Genomic DNA, 19,800 nt, shown 5'->3' with positions numbered 1-19,800 from the left:
TCAACGGAGACCTCATGAACGACTTGCTTCCCAGGGGCGTGCCGGTGCAGCTCATCGACGCTGAAGGTCTGGTCCGCGACGACGACGGCTACGCCGCGCCGTCGACGGCGGCGCTGCTCGACGGCTACCGGTCTCTCGTGATCGGCCGCCGGATCAACGACCAGTGCAACGCTCTCGTGCGTCAGGGTCGTCTCGCCGTGTACCCCTCGTCACACGGGCAGGAGGCGTGTCAGATCGCTGCCGTCGGCGCACTCGAGGCGGGAGACTGGCTCTTCCCGACCTACCGCGACTCGGTCGCGGTGATGCTCAGGGGCGTGAGGCCAGCCGACGCGATGGTGCTGCTCAAGGGCGACTGGCACAACGGCTACGACCCCTACGACCACAACGTCGCGCCCCTCACCACACCCCTCGCCACCCAGTTGCTGCACGCCGTCGGCTTCGCCCACGCGGCGGTGTTGAAAGGCGAGAACACGGTCGCACTCGCCATGTGCGGTGACGGCGCGACGAGCGAGGGCGACTTCCACGAGGCCCTCAACTTCGCCGCGGTCTTCCGCGTTCCCGTCGTCTTCCTGGTGCAGAACAACAGATTCGCGATCTCCGTGCCGCTCTCGAGGCAGACCGCGGCCGAGTCGCTGGCGCACAAGGCGATCGGCTACGGCATGCCGGGAGAGCGCGTCGACGGCAACGACCTCGCCGCCCTCGCGTCGGTGCTCGAGGTCGCCGTCGCGCGAGCCCGTTCCGGCGGCGGTCCGACCCTCGTGGAGGCGCACACCTACCGCATGCAGGCCCACACCAACGCCGACGACGACACCCGCTACCGCGAGCGTTCCGAGGTGCAGGAGTGGGTGGAGCGCGACCCGCTCACCCGCCTGCGCGCCCACCTGACGCGCGCGAACCTGCTCGACGCGAGCGCGGAGACGGCGATCGCCGACGAGGCCGAGGCGATAGCGACCGAGCTGCGGGATGCGCTCAACGCCGACACGGCGCCCGACCCGCGAGCCCTGTTCGAGCACGTGTACGCGTCGGGCAACCCGCAGCTCGACGAGCAGTACGAGCTGCTGCGTGGGGAGCTCGAGCGCAGCCGAGAGGACGCCCGATGACCATGACCTCCGAGCGACCGGCCGCGACTCCCGCGGCCGCCACCACCCTGACGATGGCCGGGGCGATCAACCTCGCGCTCGCCGACGCCATGCAGGCCGACGACAGAGTGCTCGTCTTCGGCGAAGACGTCGGCGTGCTCGGCGGGGTGTTCCGGGTGACCGACGGCCTCACCGCCCGGTTCGGCGAGAGCCGCTGCTTCGACACGCCCCTCGCCGAGGCCGGCATCGTCGGCACGGCCGTCGGCATGGCGATGAACGGCTTGATTCCCGTCGTCGAGATGCAGTTCGACGCCTTCGCGTACCCGGCATTCGAGCAGGTGGTGAGCCACGTCGCGAAGATGGGCAACCGCACGCGCGGTGCGATGCGCATGCCGATCGTCATCCGGATCCCCTACGCCGGAGGCATCGGCGGAGTGGAGCACCACTGCGACTCCTCCGAGTCGTACTACGTGCACACGCCCGGTCTGACCGTCGTCGCCCCGGCCACCCCGCAAGACGCCTACAGCCTCCTGCGCGAGGCGATCCGCTGCCCCGACCCGGTCGTGTTCCTCGAGCCGAAGAAGCTCTACTGGACCAAGGGCGCCGTCGACCCCGCGGTCGAGACGCCGATCGGCAGGGCGCGCATCGCGCGCGAGGGCACGGATGCGACCCTCGTCGCCTACGGGACATCCGTCCCCATCGCCCTCGAGGCCGCCGCCGTCGCCGAAGAGGAGGGGCGCAGCCTGCAGGTCGTCGACCTGAGGAGCCTGACGCCGTACGACGACGAGACGGTGGATGCCGCGGTGCGCTCGACGGGTCGCGCGGTGGTCATCGCCGAGGCGCCGGGCTTCGCGAGTGTCGCCTCGGAGATCGCGGCCCGCATCTCGGAGCGTTGCTTCTCCTGGCTCGAGGCGCCGGTGCGCCGCGTCACCGGCTTCGACGTGCCGTACGCTCCGCCGAAGCTCGAGCACTTCTACCTGCCCGACGTCGACCGTGTTCTCGACGCGGTCGACACGTTGCAGTGGGACGACTGATGGCGGGCCGGGTCTTCCGACTGCCCGATCTGGGCGAGGGGCTCACCGAGGCCGCTCTCGTGCGGTGGATCGTCGCCGTGGGCGACAGGGTTGCCGTCGACGAGCCGATCGCCGAGGTCGAGACCGCCAAGAGCATCGTCGAGCTGCCGTCGCCGTTCGCCGGCGTCGTCACGGCCCTCCACGGCGAGGAGGGGCAGACCCTCGACGTCGGCTCCCCGTTTATGGAGGTGGACGCCGAGGTGCCGACAGACGTCGAGCTCGACGCGCACCGCGCGGAGGAGCGAGCCGGATCCGGCAACGTGCTCATCGGCTACGGCACGAGCGAGAGCGGAGGCGCGGGCCGCCGTCGCGGTCGCGCCCGGGTCGCGGCCGCGACCCCCGGTGCTCCGTCGGGCGCGGCATCCGGCACCACGCATCCCGCTCGAGGGCCGGTGCCGGTGCGGTCGCCCATCGTGCGCAGCCTCGCCCGCAGCCGCGGGGTCGACCTGCGAGCCATCCACCCCAGCGCGCCCGACGGGGTCATCCGCCGCTCCGACGTGCTCGCCGCCGTGTCGCCCTCGTCGGCGGCGACGGAAGACTCCACCAACGAGCTGCGGGTGGTATCGCGGGAGCCGCTCGGGATGCTGCGGAAGACCGTGGCAGCGAGGCTGAGCCGCAGCCGCACGGAGATCCCCGAGGCCACGGTGTGGGTCGACGTCGACGCCACCGAGCTCCACACGCTGCGCGAGTCGATCGGCGACTCCCGGCCGTCGTTCACGGCGATGGTTGCGAAGTTCGTGCTGATCGCCCTGGCCGACTACCCCGTTCTCGCCGGCCGGCTGAGCGACGACGGCGGCGAGATCATCCAGTTCGACGGCGTGAACCTCGGCTTCGCCGCGGATACTCCGCGCGGCCTGATGGTGCCCGTTCTCCGCCACGCGGAGCGACACTCGATCGCCTCCCTCGACGCGGAGATCCGTCGGCTCGCGGAGGCGGCGCGTTCCGGCGCGGCGTCGCCGGCCCAGCTGACCGGATCCACCTTCACCCTCAACAACTACGGCAGCCTGGGCGTCGACGGGTCGGCGGCGATCATCAACCACCCGGAGGTCGCGATCCTCGGACTCGGGCGCATGATCGAGCGCCCGTGGGTCGTCGAAGGAGCGGTGGTGCCGCGGCGCATCATGCAGATCTCGCTCGTCTTCGACCACCGCGTCTGCGACGGCGGCTACGCCGCGGGCTTCCTGCGTTCGGTCGTGGCCGCGGTCGAGAACCCGCTCGCTCTCTACGCGCGACTCTGAGCGCGAGCATCCGCGCGGATGCACCTCGAAGGGTATATCGTTCAGTATCGTTGTATATCGTTCACGGTCCACGTAGGAGGACAGCATGGGTGCTTCATTTCCGGCAGGCGGCTTCAATCTCGGCAACAACATCGACGGCGTGTGGCAGGCGATGGAGCAGATGCGCACGACGTTCGAGAAGCGCGCCGGGTCGCGCGTAGGTCGCGGTGACGTGCGCGCCGCGGTGCTCGCACTGCTCGCCGAGAAGCCCATGCACGGCTACCAGATGATCCATGAGATCGAGGAGCGCAGCGGCGGAAGCTGGAAGCCCAGCGCCGGATCGGTGTACCCGACCCTGCAGCTTCTGGCCGACGAGGGACTCATCAGCGTCGAAGAGGGAAACGGCCGCAAGATCTACTCGCTGACCGACACCGGCCGGGAGGCCGTCGCCGGCCCGGACGCGTCGTCGCCGTGGGAGTCGACGGGCGCGGCGCCGGGCAGCGGATTCGCCGCTCTGCCGAAGGCGGGCGTCGAGCTCGCGCAGGCTACCGCGCAGGTCGGGCGCACCGGTACCCCTGAGCAGATCCAGGAGGCCGTGGCCGTGCTCGACGACGCGCGCCGTCGCCTCTACTCGATCCTCGCGCGAGTGTGACCACGACCACGTCTGCTCCGCTGACCGCGGAGTCCGAGCGGCCGGGGCGCGGGGCTCATCGCGACCGTTACCGTCGCATCCTGCGATTCGCCGCCTGGCACCTCGCCGTCACCTGGTGGTACGAGCTCTTCCTGCCCCGAGTCGGGTTCACGCGGGTCACGGAGCGCACGCGGGCGAAGCGGATGCAGCGCTTCGCGCGACGCTTCCACGTGCTCGCCCTCGATCTCGGCGGGCTCATGATCAAGGTCGGCCAGTTCATGTCGTCGAGGCTGGATGTTCTGCCGCCCGAGTTCACCAAGGAGCTCGAGGGCCTGCAGGACGAGGTGCCGCCGGTTCCCTTCGAGGGGATCCGCGCGCTCGCCGAGGCGGAGCTCGGTGTTCGGCTCGCCGACGCGTTCGCCTCGGTCGACGAGACGCCGATCGCGGCGGCATCGCTCGGCCAGGCGCACCGGGCGTGGCTCGGTCCGGAGGACGCGGCAGCGACCGGGCTCACCGGCGTCGTGATCAAGGTGCAGCGGCCGGGCATCGACGAGATCGTCGCCGTCGACCTGTCGGCTCTGCGCCGCGTCGGCGGCTGGCTCAGCCGGATCCGGCTGGTCTACGACCGGGTCGACATGCCCGCCCTGATCGAGGAGTTCGCCGTGACGAGCCTCGAGGAGATCGACTATCTGCACGAGGCCGCGAACTCCGAGCGCTTCGCGGAGTTCTTCGCCGGAGACGACCGGGTCGGCGTGCCGAGCGTCGTCTGGGAGCGCACTACCAGGCGGGTGCTCACTCTCGAAGACGTGACCGCCATCAAGATCACCGACCTGCCCGGGCTGCGCGCCGCCGGGATCGACCCCGCCGACGTGGCGCGGGACTTCGCCGCGGTGATGTTCGACCAGCTCTTCTCCACCGGCTTCTTCCACGCCGATCCGCACCCCGGAAACATCTTCGTCACCCCCGCGGACGAGGGCTCCGACGGCCGACCGTGGAAGCTCACCTTCATCGACTTCGGGATGATGGGCGCCATCCCCAACTCCACCCGCAGCGGCCTGCGCAAGCTGCTGATCGCCGCGGCCTCCCGCGACGGCAAGGGCATGGTCGACGCGATGCGCGACGTCGGCGTGCTCCTGCCCTCCGCCGACGTCATCGAGCTCGAGCGAGCCATGACCCAGCTGTTCGGCCGCTTCGGCGGGATGGGCTTCGCCGAGCTGCGCGAGGTCGACCCCCGCGAGTTCCGGCAGTTCGCCGTGCAGTTCGGCGACGTCGTGCGGTCGCTGCCGTTCCAGCTGCCCGAGAACTTCCTGCTGGTCATCCGCGCGATGTCGTTGATATCGGGCGTGAGCAGCTCGCTCGATCCCCGGTTCAACCTCTGGGACTCGGTCGAGCCGTACGCCGCGAAATTGCTGCGCGACGAGAGCGGCAACATCGTGCAGGATTTCGCGCAGAAGGCCGTCGATGCGGCCGGCGTCGCGGTGCGGCTGCCGGGGCGGCTCGACTCCCTCATCAGCAGGTTCGAAGACGGCACGGTGTCCATCGCGACTCCGCGGCTCGAGCGGCAGGTCGCACGACTCGACCGCACCCTACGGCGTCTTGTCTCGGGTCTCGTGTTCGGCGCCCTGGTGGTCGCCGGCGCCGTGGTTCGCGCCGACGACGAGGTGCTCAGCACGGTTTTGCTCATAGTGTCGGTCGTTCCGCTGATCGTCACGATGCTGCCGGGCCGCCGCAACCCCTGACGGATGGCCACGGAGTCGTCCCCGCGGGCGGGTGGCAATGTACTGCCGTGTGAACATGACGACGAGGATGGCAAGCCCGACGGTGTCGCCGCCGTAGTACATGATCAGGCCGCCGAGTTGCGCTTCGTCCGTCGTCGTGCCGGGCGGCGGATGCGCGTAGATCTGCTTGGCGAGCACCGAATGCGCGGCGGCCGCCAGCAGGAAGACCGTGAGCCGAAGCCGGAAGCTCGACCTGTGCGGCGACGGATCGACGGGCACGATCGACGCGGTGAAGAGGCAGCCGGCCACGAGGAAATGCACGAGGAGCACCCAGTGCAGCAGCGGATTGCCGGTGAGGCCCACGCCGAAAGGGGTCGTATAGAGCAGCCACATCGACGCGGTGTAGAGGGTGCCGGCGAACAACGGATGGGTGGCCAGGCGCACAGGGCCCGAACGGAGCAGCCGGGAGAGGCGTCTGGCCGGCACGACGTCGAGCGCGCGCAGGGCGAGAGTGCCCGGCGCCGCGACGACTATCAGCAGCGGTGCGAGCATGCCCACCGCGAGGTGCGCGGCCATGTGCGCGGCGAGATCGTCGGACGCCCCGACCGCGATGGGGCCGACCAGGGTCGCCGACACGGCGCAGAACGCGAGCACGGCGGCGACGACCCGCGGCGCGGGCCATCCCCGGCCGCCCGGGCGCCGCAGGCGGATCGCGGCCGCCACATACGCGACGGTCAGCACGGCAGCGAGCGCGAGGATCGGCGTACCCAGCCCGATCGTCGACGTGCCGTGACCGTGCACCGGGGTCACCCGCGGCGGCGTCGCGTGACCGCCACGATCGTGAGCACGACACCGACCGCCAACAGGAGTGCGGCGGCCCCGTTCCACAGCAGGTCGTAGGGGAGGAGGTCGACGTCGTAACGCACCTGGTGGAGCCGCAGGACCTTGTGATTCACGAGGCCGTCCCAGAGCTGGAAGACGCCGAGGCCCACGAAGAGCCCCGCCCAGGGGAACAGCCCCACGGATGAGCCCCACCTGCGAGCATCCGCCAGAAGAAAGAACCCCGCCACCAACGCCACCAGCTCGGCGGCGTGAAGGAGGCCGTCGGAGACGAGGCCGACCCGGGTCGTGTCTCGGTCGTAGAAGTGGTGCCAGCCGAGAAGCTGGTGGAAGACGATCTCGTCAACGGCCGCCATCAGCCCGATGCCGATGAGCAGTCCCGCTGCATAGGACTTCGCCGCGGGCGCGCGGTGGTCGAACTCGACCGACTGGTTCACGGGACGGTCAGGAATTCCACGGCGGCCGACAGGGATACGAAAAAGCGTCGTTCGAGCGGGCGGCCGATTCGGGTGGTCTCGAAGACCTGGTCGATCTGCTGGACAAAGCCGATCAGGCACAGCGCATCGTTCTCGCTGCGGCGGGGGTCGCTGATCCGCCACTCCGTTGCCGAGATCGGAAGGACCATGGCCTGTCCCTGGAGCGTCGGTGAATGTCTCATGAGTCCTCCGTGGTTGCCTCAATTCAAACAACCGCAGCCGACACCGCGCCCGAGGGTGGACAAAAGCAGAAATCCGTGCCCGTCGTGCGTGAGGCGCCACTACCCACGGGGAGGCACTATCTGCCTTCGAACGGCGTTGGTCAACCCCCGGATCTGCAGCGCCGACGAGGTGCCTACCGTAGACGCATCTGGCCGCGGTATCGCGGCTTCACACCCACCAAACGCAATGGAGAGCCATGTTCTTCCACCGACAGGAACTGCAGTTCAAGGCCTCGCCCAGCAAGCCCGACGCGGTGTTCGCCCGCCGGCTGCAAGAGGTGCTGGGCGGACAATACGGCGAGATCAGCGTCGCCATGCAATACGGCTTCCAGGCCTGGAACTCGCACGAACCGGGCAAGTACCGCGACCTCCTCTACGGCATCGGAGCGGAGGAGTTCGGGCACGTCGAGATGCTCGCGATCATGATCGCGCAGTTGCTGGAGAAGGCGCCGGTCGAGCAGTCGGAAGACGCGATGAGGGCCGACCCGGTGCTCGGCGCGGTCATCGGCGGCACCGACGTTCAGGCGGCCATCGTGGCCGGCGCCGGCGCTCGCCCCGTCGACAGCAACGGCAACCCGTGGCAGGGAAGCTACGTGACAGCCAGCGGCAATCTCCTGGCCGACTTCACGTCGAACGCCAACGCCGAGATGCAGGGTCGGTTGCAGGTGGCGCGGCTGTATCACATGACCGACGACCACGGCGTGCGTGACCTGCTCTCGTTCCTGCTGGCGAGAGACACGATGCACCAGAACCAGTGGATCGCCGCGGCCGCGGAGCTCCGCGCCGAGGGAGTGGAAGACCTGCCTGTGCCGAGCAACTTCCCGATCGACAAGGAGGAGCGCGACGTCTCGTACCAGTACATCAACTTCTCCGACGGCGCCAAGGCGAGCGAAGGCTCGTGGGCGAGCGGTGCGACCCCCGACGGCAAGGGGGAGTTCACCTACGTCGCAGAGCCGCCACGTGGCGTGCCGATGCCCCCGCCCACGCAGCCGGACGAGCGTCTGTACGGGACCACCCCCAAGCCGAACATCGTGGAGAAGGCAGCGGGAGTGATCAAGGACGCTGTCACTTCCAACTGACGCCCGGCCATGAACACCGGACGCCGCCCGCCCGACTCGCAGCGCGACGTAGCCGCTATCGCGGTCGCGCCGCTGCTGTGGGAGGTACGCGCGTTCAAGCAGCCCGTCGCCGGCGCGGTGATCGGTCACATCGTCTGCGACGGTGACCGGTTCCGCGTCGGCCTCGACGGGGAGGAGGTCGAGGCCTACTCGTTCGGCACCCTAGGCGAGTGCGTCGAATGGTTCGACGAGTTCAGGTTCGCGCTCGGGCTCGGAACCGACGGCAGCCCGATGCCGCTGGCGCGCTGATGCGCGACGCGCCCAGGCTCGCCGTGGAGTACGTGCTGCCGATCAGGTGCGAGCGTGGAGACGATCACGACGACCTCACCGAGTATCTGAGCAGGCTGGCCGAGTGGGCGGATGTCACGGTCGTCGACGGCTCGGACGACGAGGTCTTCCGGCACAACGCGGCACGGTGGCAGCGACTCGTCAGGCACGTGGCGCCGGAGCCCGGGCCGGGGTTCAACGGCAAAGTGCTGGGAGTCATGACCGGACTCCGCCTCTCCCGGCACGAAGCGGTCGTCATCGGCGACGACGACGTGCGCTACAGCTACTCCGAACTCAGACGCGTGGTCGAATGTCTCGGTCGAGCCGACATCGTGCGGCCGCAGAACTACTTTCTCGAGCGCGCGTGGCATACACAGTGGGACACCGCGCGGACCCTCGTCAACCGTGCGTTCTGGTCCGACTACGCGGGTACGCTCGCGGTGCGTCGCAGCGTCGTCCTCGCTGCCGGGGGCTACTGCGCCGACGCCCTCTTCGAGAACCTCGAGCTCCTCCGAACGGTCCGCGCCGCGGGAGGACGAGAGTACCGGGCCGACGGTGTCTTCGTGGGGCGAACCGCACCCAGCCGCGAGAAGTTTCTCGCGCAGCGGGTTCGTCAGGCGTACGACGACTTCGCTCAGCCCATGCGGCTGGCCGCCGAGCTCGCGCTCCTGCCCGCCCTGGTGTGGGCGGTCGCACGCCCGACTCGTCTGATCCCCTTGGTCGCCGCGGCGGTCGGGGTCGCCGAGGTCGGCCGCCGGCGTGCTAAAGGCACGACCGTGTTCCCCCCGACGAGCAGTCTGTGGGCGCCGGTGTGGCTGGCCGAACGCGCCGTCTGCGTCTGGCTCGCGGTAGGCGCTCGCCTGAACGGGGGCGTGGTCTACCGGGGGCAGCGGATGAAGCTCGCCGCGACACCGGAGCGTGCGTTGAGGAGCCGCCTCGATTCACAACCGGTGGCCGACACGTGCGCGGTGGAGGTTCCCTCGGGGCGGTGAGAGGGCTACCCGAGCTGGTAGTCGTCGCCCGCGTAGTGCGACTCGTGGTGGGGCTCCGGCTGGGCGTGTGGAGGAAAGGCGAGGTCCTGAAGCTTGCCGCGCATGTACTCGATTGCCTCGTCACTGACCAGCAGGCTCTTCTCGGAGTACGTCAGATGCTTCATCCCAGCAGCCTATGCACGAGCCGGAAATCGAGTTCAGACGGTTGCGCAACAAGCCCTACTCACCTAGAGCGTCGTTCTCTATCCGCTATCTAGCCGACCGAAGCGAGTTGCGCAAGCCGTCAATATGCGCGTTCCCCGCTCGAATAGCCTCATGGAGACCGGGTCTATCGCTTGTCGCAGATCCCTTGCCGGCTGGAGGACCTCTGAACTGGAACTTCTTTCGTCGTCAACCAGCCGTCACACCGACGAAGGAACGAGGCTCAGCATGGGGACACTCAAATACGACGGCACGACCGTCGACTTCGAGGACCGGGTCCTCGCCCATATGGAGGTCGTCGTCATTCAGAAACTGAGGCGGCAGGAGGCCTTCTTCATGTCGTGGCATGAGCCCGACTCCGCGGGCGGCGGCCGAACCGGCATCTGGCTGCATCCCGCCGCTCTGCTCACCTTTCACTATTCGAGCAACGAAGCCGCGAAGATCGACCGCGAGTGGATCGAGAGGCTCACCTTCTCCGCGAGTTCATCCGCAGGCATGTTCGTCACCGACGCCGAGGGCCAGCCGTGCCGCGCATCCGACCCGGCGAGCTTCGGTTGACGATCCGGCGGCGACCGCCCGGCCCCCGGCCGCGACGCTTCCGTTTTCCGTTCTCGAATCAGTGAAAGCAGCAGACAATGGGCAAGCTCCTCTATAGCAGTGCAGCAATCGAAATCGGATTCGAGGATCGCGCGCTCGCTCATATCCAACTCGTCATCAGCGCGAAGCTCCGACGCGGTGAGAAGTTCTTCTTCTCCTGGCAGGACAACGCGAGCGTGGGCAGCGGCCGCTCGTCGATCTGGCTGGAGCAGTCGATCCCGCTCTACTTCAAGTTCTCCGGCTCGAAGCCGGTAGCGATCAACCGCGACTGGCTGAACGCCCTGATCGCCACGGCCAACTCGAACAGCGGTCTCGCCTTCCTCCCCGAGCCCGGTGCGGGCACAGGAATGACGCCGCTCCCGAAGAGCCATGTATAGGTCGCGGGCGGCTTCTGTCGCCGCCGATTCTTGTCAACCCCGTGGAGTGATGGAAACTCCACTGCCTACGTTATAGCGATGAAGCACCTCACCTACGCGGACCAGTCAGTTCTCATCGGCGATGAAGCCGCCGACGTCTTGATCCGGTTCTCGGCGCTTCTCGCCGAGAAGGGTCACGCCGACGCCGTATCCCTCAACGCCATCGGCAACGAGGGCGATGCCATAGTGGCGAGCTTCGTGCTCGGCAGCGGAACCAACCTGATGTCTGCGACCACCAACTCGACGATCCCCGAGCCGGACAACTCGGAGGGCATCGAATTCATGACCCGGAAGATCGAGCTGCTGATCTCGCCGCCGACGGCTTCGCCGAACAGCGACGACTGGCCTGCCGCGGAAGAATTCGACACGCACCTCTGACTGGGCAGTCGTGACGCACCGGCTCACCCGCGACGAGGCCCGTCTCATCGCTGTGCGCGCCCAGCGGCTCGACGCCGACCGACCGAGCGACGTGGTGGGCATCGCGGAGGAGCTCGGGGCCATAAAGATCGACCCCACAGCGACCATCGCGCCGGCCGAGCACACGATCCTCTGGTCGAGGATCGGCGCAGACTACGACCGGGCTCAGCTGTCGAAGGCGGTGGAGTCCGACCGTCTGCTGTTCGAGTTCGACGGCGCCTTCAGGCCCGCGAGCCTGCTGCCGCTCATGCTCCCCGGGATGAGGCGTTGGCCGAGTCATCCTAAGTCCGTCGCCTGGCTCGAGGCCAACATGCGTTTCCGCAGCGACGTGCTCGCCCGGCTTCGCGGCGAGGGCCCCCTGCTGGCATCGCAGATTCCCGACACGGCCGAGGTGCCCCGCGGGTCGGACGGCTGGTACGGGCCGAACCAGGTCGTGCACATGCTCGACTTCCTGCAACGCCAGGGCGAGGTCGCGATCGTCGGGCGCCGGGGCCGCCACCGGTTGTGGGACCTCGCCGAACGGGTGCACCCGAAAGACATGCCCGAATACGAGTACGAAGAAGCCGAGCGGATGCTGAACGAACGGCGGCTGCAGGCCCTCGGCATCGCCAGGCAGAACTCGCCCTGGTCGCCGGTGGGAGACGCCGGCGAGCCCGCCGTCGTCGAGGGCCTGCGGCAGAAGTGGCGCGTCGATCCGGAGGCGGTCGCCGCGCTGGAATCCGATGAGGGCGGTCGGGTCGCGTTTCTCAGCCCGTACGACGGCATGCTCTTCGACCGCCCTCGGCTGCGCGACCTGTTCGAATTCGAGTACGTGCTCGAGCAGTTCAAGCCCAAACCCCAGCGCAGGTACGGATTCTTCGCGCACCCGATTCTGATGGGCGACCGTTTCGTCGGGATGCTCGATGCGGAGGTGGACCGCGAACGCGAGGCACTCGTCGTCGCCGCGGTGCACGAGTTCTCGCCGTTCGACCCCGAGGAAGACGAGATGGTGCGGGCGGAGATCGCCGACCTGGCCGAATGGCTCGGCGTCGACGTCGCGGAGTGGTGACACGGGATTAGACGATTCTCCGTCTGAACGGGCGATCGGCGGCTCGTTGTCCAGAATGATTCGCGCGAAGGCGGCGTCGGCGGATCGATCCGCCGCGATTGGCGGACGGCCGGTTCGCGCAGAGATACTCGTGGGGATGAGCGACACCGACCAGACCACCACCATGCCCAGCCTCGACGGATGCGAGTTCGAGATGATCTCCTCCACAGCGAGCGAGGTGTCGACGACCAGCCCGTCGCGCTTCCGCTATCACCAGAGCGGGTCGATGATCTGGGGCGAATACCGCGGAGACACGGTGAGCGTCGGCCGGTTCGCCGGCCAGCGTCTCGGCGACAGCATCACGATCGGTTTCGCACACGCCTTCGCCGAAGGCGGCGCCGCGCTGCTCGGCGGCGGGTCGAGCGAGATAACGCGCGACGCGGACGGCCGACTGCTGCTGGTCGAGGCCTTTGTGAAGGATGGCGCGCACCACCGGAGCGTCTGCGTGCAGGTCGACCCCGACGACGGCTGGGGCCTGCCGCCGGCGACAGCCGACGACCTGCACCTCGACGGGACCTCGTTCGACCTCGCGATCTCGAGCGCGAGCGCCGTCGACTCCGGCGGTCCGACCCGCTTCGACTTCAGCGAACGCGAGGGGGTCGTCTGGGGCGTCTACCGCGGCGACACCGTCACCACGGGCCACTGCGTGGGAGTGCGCACCGGAGAGGCGCTCGACGAGTTCTTCGTGCACGAGCTGGTTGCCACCGGCGAGACGCTCAGCGGCAACAGCTCCACTCGCATCGAGGTGCGGTCCGACGGTCTGCTCGAGCTCGTCGAGGAGTTCGTGCTCGACGGCGTGCCCGGCCGCAGCGTGTGCGTGCAGGTCGACGGCCACGGGGCATCCGCCGTCTAGGAACCGAGCCCGGCCCTCCCGGCGGCCGCTCGGGTGAACCGCGTGAGGCCCAGCTGCGCGTTCTGCGTCTCGCGCACCGGCAGGTCGGAGGGCAACAGGAACGGCCGCTCGAAGACCTCGTCGAGCACCAGCACGGTCTCGACCGATTTGACCTCGGAGAGCGCGGCGATCACGCCGATCACGAAGTCGTGGATCGCCCCCACCTCGGGCGCCCGGATGACGAGCATCGCGTCGTGCTCGCCGGTCGTGATGCGGCACGACTCGATGTCGGGCATCGTCTCGATCTTCTGTCGGAAGGTCGACCAGGTCTGCGGATGCACCGTGACGAACACGAGAGCGCAGATGCCGAGTCCCGCCTTCGCCGGGTCGATCCGCGCGGAGAATCCGGTGATGACGCCGTCTGCGATGAGTCCCTCGACCCGTGTGTAGACGTTGGCGCGCGACACCTGCACGCGCTCGGCGAGGGCCGCCATCGAGATGCGGCCGTTGTCGCGCAGCTCGGCGAGGATCTTCACGTTGGTCTCGTCGAGCGGTCCGGCGTTTTGTCCACCGGCGTCAGAACCGGCTCCCGCTTTTATGGACATTTCATTCCCCGAATCATCAGTTTCGAACGCGACTTCTGCCAACCCCGCGCATGATTGGACAGATTGTGTGGACTATGCGACTCTCGACACACGCTGTCCAGAGGTTACCAAAGGCGATAGGCCGTGGCGTCCGTTTGTGAACAGTCGTGTTCGGGTGCTCCGGTGGGGCAGCGCCGGTCACATCAATGAGGAGGCACCACCCTTGCGCAACAACACCCGTGTCGCAGTACTAGCCCTTGGACTCGTGGCGACAGTCACACTCGCCGGCTGCTCAGCCGGCGCCTCCTCCTCGGGCGACGCCCCGTCGAGCCTGGTCATAGACACCGCGTTCACCCTCGAGACCGGAGACCCGGGCCGCAACTACGTGCCGACCGGCTACATGGTCTCGAAGGCCGTCTACGAGACTCTCCTCGACTTCGCCGGCTCCGACGAGAGCACCCCGGTTCCCGGGCTCGCCACCTTCGAGCAGAACGCCGACGCCACGGTCTTCACGTTCACGCTCGACGCCGACCGCGTCTTCTCCGACGGGTCGCCGATCACCGCCGACGACGTCGTGTTCTCGCTCGAGCGCGTCAAGGGAATGGTCGAGAGCAAGGCCAACTTCCTCATGTCGGGCATCGAAGTGGCGAAGATCGACGATCTCACCGTCGAGCTGACCACAGAGACGCCGTCGCTCAAGCTGCCCGCCCTCATGACCAACCCCTCGCTCGCAATCCTCAACTCCGAGGTCGTCATCGCCAACGGCGGGACCACCGACGACACCGACGCCGCCGAGGAGTTCCTCAATTCCGAGTCGGCAGGCTCCGGCCCCTACGTGATCGACTCGCTCGACTTCGCCAGCCAGGTCGTGCTCACCGAGAACTCCGAGTACAACGGCGACGAGGAGATCGACTTCGGCCGCGTGGTCATCCGCAGCGTCTCCGAGAGCGCCACCCAGAAGCTCAACCTCGAGGGCGGCGACTCCAACGTCGCCGTCGACCTGAGCGGCGACCAGGTGGCCGACCTCTCCGACGACGTCACGGTCACCTCCGGTCCGTCGGCTCAGACGATCTTCCTGCTGCTCAACCAGAACCCGGAGATCAGCGAGTTCACCTCGAACCCCGACTTCGTCGACGCCGTGCGTTACGCGCTCGACTACGACGGCCTCCTCGAGCTGGCCGGCGCCGGCTCCGAGCAGGCCACCGGCGTGATCCCCCCGTCGTTCCTCGGTGCGCTCACCGACGGGGTCGAGCAGGATCTGGATGCCTCGGCCACCGCCCTCGCGGCCTCCGGCTACGACGGCGAGACCATCACCCTCGAGTACCCGAACGACTACCCCGTCGGCGGCGTGAGCTTCACCCCTCTCGCCGAGCGCATCCAGTCGCAGCTCGACGCGGCGGGCATCACGCTCGAGCTCGCACCGGCGCCGTTCACGACGCAGATCGACGAGTACGTCAACGGCCGCGAGGCGTTCAGCATCTGGTTCTGGGGCCCCGACTACGCCGACTCCGCGAACTTCCTGCCCTTCGCCGCCGGCGACAAGGTCGGTCTCCGCGCCGGCTGGACCGCGGAGATGAGCCCCGAGACGGTCGCCCTGTCGGCCGCGGCGGCCAACGCCACCTCGGTAGACGAGCGCGAGGCGGCGTTCGCCGCCTTCGCCCAGGGACTGCAGGACTCCGGCCCGTTCGTGCCGCTCATCGTTCCCGGCTCGAACATCGCGACCGCGTCATCCATCACCGGCGTCTCGTACAACTCGACCTGGACGATGGACATCGCGGAACTCCGCGCCAAGTAACAACCCATCTCGACGAGAGACAGTCAACACGTGGCATCAAGCATCACCGTGCCGCGCAGGTACTCGGCCAGAAGTCCTCTGGTCGGGTACCTGCTGCGCAGGCTCGGAACATCCATACTGCTGTTGATCGGCGTGACCGTGGTCACCTTCGCTCTGACCAACCTCGTTCCCGGAAACCCGGTGGCCGCGGCCCTCGGCGAGGGCGCCGCGAGCAACCCGGCCACGGTGGCCGCCTACGTCGAGAAGTACGGGCTCGACCAGCCGCTGCCACTGCAGTACCTCACGTATGTCGGCAACCTGTTCCAGGGCGATATGGGCACCTCGCTGCACACCCGCCAGCCCGTCGCCGACGACCTCCTCAAGGCGGTTCCCGCCACCGTCGAGGTCGCCCTCGGCGCGATCATCGTCAGCCTCGCCGTCGGCACCGCGCTCGGCTCGCTCGCGGCCTACCGCCGCGGCAAGATCACCGACCAGGTAGTGCGCGTCGTCTCGCTCATCGGGCTGAGCATCCCGACGTTCTGGCTCGCGCTGACCAGCTTCTACATCTTCTTCCTCCAGCTGCGGATCGCGCCAGGCTCCGGCCGGCTCTCGCCGATCTACACACCGCCGCCGACCGTGACCGGCCTCTACACCGTCGACGCGCTGCTGGCCGGCCAGTGGGACATCTTCTTCGACGCCATGGCGCACCTCATGCTGCCCGTGTTCGTGCTGTCGCTGTTCACCATCGGCCTGCTCACCCGCTTCGTGCGCACCTCGGTGCTCGAGGTGCTCGACGCCGACTACGTGCGGGCGGGCCGGGCGAAGGGCCTCAGCGGTTCGCGGGTGCTGTTCGGCTACGTGCTGCGCGGGGCTTCGCTGCCGATCCTCACCATCGTCGGCCTCGCCTTCGGATCGCTCTTGTCTGGCACCGTGCTCGTCGAGGCGGTATTCGCCTGGCCGGGGCTCGGCACCTACGCCTACGAGTCGGCGACGAGCCTCGACCTTCCCGGGATCATGGGGGTCGGCCTCGTCGTCGGCGTCATCTACCTCGGCATCAATTTCATCGTCGACATGCTCTACGGCGTGCTCGACCCGAGGGTGAGGCTCGCATGAGACGCCGCAGACTCCGAGTTCCGAAAGCCTGGGTGTCGCCGCTCGGCGTCGTCGGCGCCGTCATCGCGTTGGGCTGGATCATCGTCGCGTTCACCGCACCGCTCTACCTGCCGCACGACCCTCTCGCGCAGAACCTGCCGCGACTGCAGGAGCCGGGCATCGACACACTGATGGGAACAGATGCGCTCGGCCGCGACATCTTCTCCCGACTGCTGTCGGGCGCAGCGGTCACCGTGCCGGTGGCACTGCTGCTCGTCGCCGCATCCATGATCTTCGGTACCGTCGTCGGCGCGATCGCCGGGTTCTTCGGAAAATGGGTCGACGAAGGACTCATGCGTCTGACCGACCTGGTCATGGCGTTCCCCACCGTCATCCTCGCCATGGTCGTCGCCGCCTCGCTCGGGCCGTCGCTCTGGAACGCCGTCATCGCCGCGATCATCGTCTCGTGGCCGCAGTACGCGCGGATGACGCGCAGCCTCGTCCTCAGCCTGCGCACCCAGAACTACGTCGTGGCCGGGCGGCTGCTCGGCTTCTCGCCCGCCAAGTCGCTCGCGGTCGACATCGCCCCCAACATCGTCGGCCCGATCCTCGTGCTGGCGACCCTCGACATCGGCACGGCGATCCTGCTGCTGTCGGGCCTGTCGTTCCTCGGGCTCGGCGCCCAGCCGCCGACCGCGGAGTGGGGCTCGATGATCTCGGCCTCGCTGCAGAACTTCGACAGCTGGTGGATCGGGGTCTTCCCGGGACTCGCCATTCTCACCGTCGTTATGGCGTTCAACTTCATCGGAGACTCCCTGCGCGACATCTTCGACCCCACGTCGGCACTGAGCCGGGCGGCGGTGAAGGCATGAGCGCCGCACTCTCCATCCGCGACCTCACCATCGCCATCGGCCCGAAGGGCTCTGCGACCCCGATCGTGAAAGGCATCTCGCTCGACCTGCACGCCGGTCGCGTGCAGGGCCTTGCCGGCGAATCCGGTTCGGGCAAGACGGTGTCGTCGCTCGCGGTGCTCGGCCTCCTCCCGGTCAACGCCGTCGTCGGCGGATCGATGCGGCTCGGCGACACCGAGCTGATCGGGCTTCCGCTGAAACGGCTTCGCGGCATTCGCGGCCGCCGCATCGCCATGATCTTCCAGGACCCGTCGGCGAGCCTGCACCCGCAGATCCGCATCGGCGCCCAGCTCACCGACCATGTGCGTCGGCACCTCCGGCTCGACGCCAAGCGGGCGCGTGCCCACGCGATCGAGCTGCTCGAGCGCGTGCAGGTTCCCGACCCCGAAGAGGCGCTCGCGCGCTACCCGCACCAGTTCTCCGGCGGACAACGACAGCGCATCGCCATCGCGATCGCGCTCGCCTGCGACCCCGAGGTGCTGCTCGCCGACGAGCCGACCACCGCCCTCGACGTGACGGTGCAGGCGGGAATCCTGCAGCTGCTGCGCGACCTCGCGCTCGAACGACAGCTCGCCGTGCTGCTCGTCACGCACGACCTCGGCGTGATGAGCGCTATCGCCGACGACGTCGCGGTGATGCGGGCCGGGCTCATCGTCGAGTCGGGGACTCGCGAGCAGCTGTTCACCGCACCGCAGCACGAGTACACACGAGAACTGCTGGCGGCCCTGCCCGGTGCGCAGGTCGCGAACGGAGACACGGAATGAGCCTGCTCTCGGTCGACGACCTGGTCGTCGAGTATCACGGCACGAAGGTCGTGCGCGCCGTCGACGGCGTCTCGCTCGACATCGCTGCCGGCGAAGTCGTGGCTCTCGTCGGCGAAAGCGGGTGCGGCAAGTCGAGCCTCGCCCGTGCTGTCGTCGGTATGGAGTCCCCGCGTGAGGGTACGGTGCGCTACCGCGGTCGCCCCGTGCCTGCCCTCGGGGTGCGCAAACGGTCTGACGACTTCACGTCGATCCAGATGGTCTTCCAAGACCCCAACTCGTCGCTCAACCCGCGCATCCGCGTCGGTGCTCAGATCAACGAGGGCATCGCCGCCGCCCGTCGTCGCGGGGCTGCCGCATCGAAGCCGGAGGAGTGGCTCGAACGGGTCGGACTCTCCTCCGCCATGGCCGGCCGCTACCCCAACTCCTTCTCGGGCGGGCAGCGCCAGCGCATCGCCATCGCCCGGGCGCTCGCCGCGCGCCCCGACCTGCTGGTCGCCGACGAGCCGATCTCCGCGCTCGACGCCTCCAGCCAGGCCGCCGTGGCCGAGATGATGCGCGTGCTGGCGATCGACTCCGGCGCCGGTCTGCTCTTCATCTCGCACGACCTCGCGGTGGTGCGGCTCATCGCCGACCGGACCGTGGTCATGTACCGCGGGAGAATCGTGGAATCGGGAGTCACGGAGAAAGTCTGGAACGACCCGTCGCATCCATACACCCGCTCTCTGGTGGCGGCCATCCCGAAGCCCGACGGGCAAGGACATCTGCCCGCTGCGCCGACGTCCGCCGAACGGGAGCGCTGGCTCGACGTGGTTCCCGAGGCGCTCGACCGGGTCTAGGCCGCGGCGATCTCCTTCGCGAAGTCGTCGAGAGCGCCCGCGACCGCCCGGGGATGGGTCAGCATGGCGTAGTGCCCGCCCGGGATCTCGACGGGTGTGATTCCCAGGCGATCGCCGACGTGCCGCCGCATGAAGCCGGCGGGGAAGAACCGGTCGTCGAGGCAGAGGATCGCCAGGGTCGCAACGTCGGGGAGCCGCTCCGCCGGCCAGGCGCCCGACATCCACGCGCCCGCCTGATCGCGCTCTCTGCGGCGAGCTTCGTCGGCGAGCTCCCTCGGCACTCCGTTGAAGAACAACACATCCGGGTCGGAGTCGATGGTCTCGCGGTCGTGACCGGTCGCCGTCCACCAGACGCCGAACCTCTCGCCGGGCAGCGGGATCATCGCGGAGAGATAGACGAGGCCGTCGGCCCGGAGCGCGTCGCAGACGAGAGGAGCGGTGAATCCTCCCAGCGAGTGGCCGACGACGATGACGTGCTGCCTGTCGCCCACCGCCGCCACCACGGTGTCGACGTAGTCGTCGAGCTGCGCCTCCGGGTTCTCGATCGGCAGGTCGACGGCGACGACGTCGTGCCCCGCGTCCCGCAGGAGGGGGCTCACGAGGTGCCAGTCCCACGCCGTCGAGCCGCCGCCGTGAATGAGTGCAAAGGTCGTCACG

At 68.5% G+C, this 19,800-nt stretch carries 23 protein-coding genes and 1 pseudogene; 18 read left to right on the top strand and 6 right to left on the bottom strand.

Annotation, left to right across the window (positions count from 1 at the left end; all coding sequences use genetic code 11):
• The first annotated feature begins 14 nt into the window (after positions 1 to 14).
• The 5 genes from pdhA to ABIE21_RS12245 all read left to right on the top strand — a co-directional run bounded on the left by pdhA (position 15) and on the right by ABIE21_RS12245 (position 5,739).
• Positions 15 to 1,100 (top strand): pyruvate dehydrogenase (acetyl-transferring) E1 component subunit alpha, encoded by a 1,086-nt coding sequence (pdhA, locus tag ABIE21_RS12265; protein ID WP_354025092.1) that lies wholly within the window; start codon positions 15 to 17, stop codon positions 1,098 to 1,100.
• Entirely contained in the window at positions 1,097 to 2,113 is a 1,017-nt protein-coding gene (locus ABIE21_RS12260) for an alpha-ketoacid dehydrogenase subunit beta (RefSeq protein ID WP_354025091.1), read from the top strand. The genes pdhA and ABIE21_RS12260 overlap by 4 nt, the downstream gene beginning before the upstream one ends.
• The gene (locus ABIE21_RS12255; RefSeq protein WP_354025090.1) at positions 2,101 to 3,390 is read left to right on the top strand and encodes a dihydrolipoamide acetyltransferase family protein; all 1,290 of its coding nucleotides are present in this window, start codon (positions 2,101 to 2,103) and stop codon (positions 3,388 to 3,390) included. Before ABIE21_RS12260 ends, ABIE21_RS12255 begins: the two co-directional genes overlap by 13 nt.
• Positions 3,391 to 3,475: 85 nt before the next feature.
• Complete coding sequence (locus ABIE21_RS12250; protein WP_354025089.1) at positions 3,476 to 4,021, top strand: PadR family transcriptional regulator; 546 nt, start codon at positions 3,476 to 3,478, stop codon at positions 4,019 to 4,021.
• Entirely contained in the window at positions 4,018 to 5,739 is a 1,722-nt protein-coding gene (locus ABIE21_RS12245) for an ABC1 kinase family protein (RefSeq protein ID WP_436232331.1), read from the top strand. The genes ABIE21_RS12250 and ABIE21_RS12245 overlap by 4 nt, the downstream gene beginning before the upstream one ends.
• Positions 5,740 to 5,796: 57 nt before the next feature.
• On the opposite strand, the pseudogene ABIE21_RS12240 reads toward ABIE21_RS12245, so the two are convergent.
• The 3 genes and pseudogenes from ABIE21_RS12240 to ABIE21_RS12230 form a co-directional block, all read right to left on the bottom strand.
• Positions 5,797 to 6,441 (bottom strand): annotated as a pseudogene (locus tag ABIE21_RS12240) (cytochrome c oxidase assembly protein); the annotation flags it as partial.
• A gap of 83 nt (positions 6,442 to 6,524) precedes the next feature.
• Complete coding sequence (locus ABIE21_RS12235; RefSeq protein WP_354025088.1) at positions 6,525 to 6,995, bottom strand: DUF2243 domain-containing protein; 471 nt, start codon at positions 6,993 to 6,995, stop codon at positions 6,525 to 6,527.
• Entirely contained in the window at positions 6,992 to 7,183 is a 192-nt protein-coding gene (locus ABIE21_RS12230) for a hypothetical protein (protein WP_354025087.1), read from the bottom strand. The genes ABIE21_RS12235 and ABIE21_RS12230 overlap by 4 nt, the downstream gene beginning before the upstream one ends.
• Positions 7,184 to 7,452: 269 nt before the next feature.
• On the opposite strand from ABIE21_RS12230, the gene ABIE21_RS12225 reads away from it, so the two are divergent.
• From ABIE21_RS12225 to ABIE21_RS12215, 3 genes are read left to right on the top strand one after another with little or no spacing between them, the layout of a single operon-like run.
• Positions 7,453 to 8,334 (top strand): manganese catalase family protein, encoded by an 882-nt coding sequence (locus ABIE21_RS12225; protein ID WP_354025086.1) that lies wholly within the window; start codon positions 7,453 to 7,455, stop codon positions 8,332 to 8,334.
• Between the two features lie 9 nt (positions 8,335 to 8,343).
• On the top strand, positions 8,344 to 8,622 hold the full coding sequence (locus tag ABIE21_RS12220) for a hypothetical protein (protein ID WP_354025085.1): 279 nt from the start codon (positions 8,344 to 8,346) through the stop codon (positions 8,620 to 8,622).
• Complete coding sequence (locus tag ABIE21_RS12215; protein WP_354025084.1) at positions 8,622 to 9,632, top strand: glycosyltransferase; 1,011 nt, start codon at positions 8,622 to 8,624, stop codon at positions 9,630 to 9,632. Before ABIE21_RS12220 ends, ABIE21_RS12215 begins: the two co-directional genes overlap by 1 nt.
• A gap of 5 nt (positions 9,633 to 9,637) precedes the next feature.
• Here the strand turns inward: ABIE21_RS12215 and ABIE21_RS12210 are convergent, their stop codons facing one another.
• Positions 9,638 to 9,796, bottom strand: coding sequence for a hypothetical protein (locus tag ABIE21_RS12210; RefSeq protein ID WP_354025083.1), 159 nt, complete (start codon positions 9,794 to 9,796; stop codon positions 9,638 to 9,640).
• Positions 9,797 to 10,061: 265 nt separating this feature from the next.
• Here ABIE21_RS12210 and ABIE21_RS12205 point away from each other — a divergent pair, with 265 nt between their 5' ends.
• The 5 genes from ABIE21_RS12205 (at position 10,062) to ABIE21_RS12185 (ending at position 13,203) form a co-directional block, all read left to right on the top strand.
• Complete coding sequence (locus ABIE21_RS12205) at positions 10,062 to 10,391, top strand: DUF7882 family protein (protein WP_354025082.1); 330 nt, start codon at positions 10,062 to 10,064, stop codon at positions 10,389 to 10,391.
• Positions 10,392 to 10,468: 77 nt separating this feature from the next.
• On the top strand, positions 10,469 to 10,807 hold the full coding sequence (locus tag ABIE21_RS12200; RefSeq protein WP_354025081.1) for a DUF7882 family protein: 339 nt from the start codon (positions 10,469 to 10,471) through the stop codon (positions 10,805 to 10,807).
• A 78-nt stretch (positions 10,808 to 10,885) separates the two neighbouring features.
• A complete protein-coding gene (locus tag ABIE21_RS12195; protein ID WP_354025080.1) occupies positions 10,886 to 11,224 on the top strand; it encodes a hypothetical protein in 339 nt (112 codons plus the stop codon).
• A 10-nt stretch (positions 11,225 to 11,234) separates the two neighbouring features.
• Entirely contained in the window at positions 11,235 to 12,311 is a 1,077-nt protein-coding gene (locus tag ABIE21_RS12190) for a DNA glycosylase AlkZ-like family protein (RefSeq protein WP_354025079.1), read from the top strand.
• A 136-nt stretch (positions 12,312 to 12,447) separates the two neighbouring features.
• Positions 12,448 to 13,203, top strand: a complete 756-nt coding sequence (locus ABIE21_RS12185) for a hypothetical protein (RefSeq protein ID WP_354025078.1) — start codon at positions 12,448 to 12,450, stop codon at positions 13,201 to 13,203.
• Here the strand turns inward: ABIE21_RS12185 and ABIE21_RS12180 are convergent.
• Positions 13,200 to 13,787: an Lrp/AsnC family transcriptional regulator gene (locus ABIE21_RS12180; RefSeq protein WP_354025077.1), complete on the bottom strand. Its 588-nt coding sequence runs from the start codon at positions 13,785 to 13,787 to the stop codon at positions 13,200 to 13,202. The two genes, ABIE21_RS12185 and ABIE21_RS12180, sit on opposite strands and share 4 nt — an antisense overlap.
• Positions 13,788 to 14,031: 244 nt before the next feature.
• On the opposite strand from ABIE21_RS12180, the gene ABIE21_RS12175 reads away from it, so the two are divergent.
• Genes ABIE21_RS12175 through ABIE21_RS12155 form a run of 5 tightly spaced genes read left to right on the top strand, consistent with a single transcriptional unit; the run spans position 14,032 to position 19,143 of the window.
• Positions 14,032 to 15,561 (top strand): ABC transporter substrate-binding protein, encoded by a 1,530-nt coding sequence (locus tag ABIE21_RS12175; protein WP_354025076.1) that lies wholly within the window; start codon positions 14,032 to 14,034, stop codon positions 15,559 to 15,561.
• 30 nt (positions 15,562 to 15,591) lie between these two features.
• Positions 15,592 to 16,653: an ABC transporter permease gene (locus ABIE21_RS12170; protein ID WP_354025075.1), complete on the top strand. Its 1,062-nt coding sequence runs from the start codon at positions 15,592 to 15,594 to the stop codon at positions 16,651 to 16,653.
• A complete protein-coding gene (locus ABIE21_RS12165; protein ID WP_354025074.1) occupies positions 16,650 to 17,504 on the top strand; it encodes an ABC transporter permease in 855 nt (284 codons plus the stop codon). Before ABIE21_RS12170 ends, ABIE21_RS12165 begins: the two co-directional genes overlap by 4 nt.
• Positions 17,501 to 18,307 carry an ABC transporter ATP-binding protein gene (locus ABIE21_RS12160; RefSeq protein ID WP_354025073.1) on the top strand — a complete coding sequence of 269 codons (807 nt, stop codon included), beginning with the start codon at positions 17,501 to 17,503 and terminating at the stop codon, positions 18,305 to 18,307. The genes ABIE21_RS12165 and ABIE21_RS12160 overlap by 4 nt, the downstream gene beginning before the upstream one ends.
• The gene (locus ABIE21_RS12155) at positions 18,304 to 19,143 is read left to right on the top strand and encodes an ABC transporter ATP-binding protein (RefSeq protein WP_354025072.1); all 840 of its coding nucleotides are present in this window, start codon (positions 18,304 to 18,306) and stop codon (positions 19,141 to 19,143) included. Before ABIE21_RS12160 ends, ABIE21_RS12155 begins: the two co-directional genes overlap by 4 nt.
• Here ABIE21_RS12155 and ABIE21_RS12150 read toward each other — a convergent pair.
• Positions 19,140 to 19,799 (bottom strand): alpha/beta fold hydrolase, encoded by a 660-nt coding sequence (locus ABIE21_RS12150; RefSeq protein ID WP_354025071.1) that lies wholly within the window; start codon positions 19,797 to 19,799, stop codon positions 19,140 to 19,142. The two genes, ABIE21_RS12155 and ABIE21_RS12150, sit on opposite strands and share 4 nt — an antisense overlap.
• Position 19,800 lies beyond the last annotated feature (1 nt).

It is taken from the genome of Conyzicola nivalis (assembly GCF_040548875.1).
In the GTDB taxonomy this organism is placed as follows: Bacteria; Actinomycetota; Actinomycetes; order Actinomycetales; family Microbacteriaceae; genus Conyzicola; species Conyzicola nivalis_A.
The sequence above is the reverse complement of the archived record's forward strand: the minus strand, read 5'-3'. Positions and strand labels throughout refer to the sequence as shown.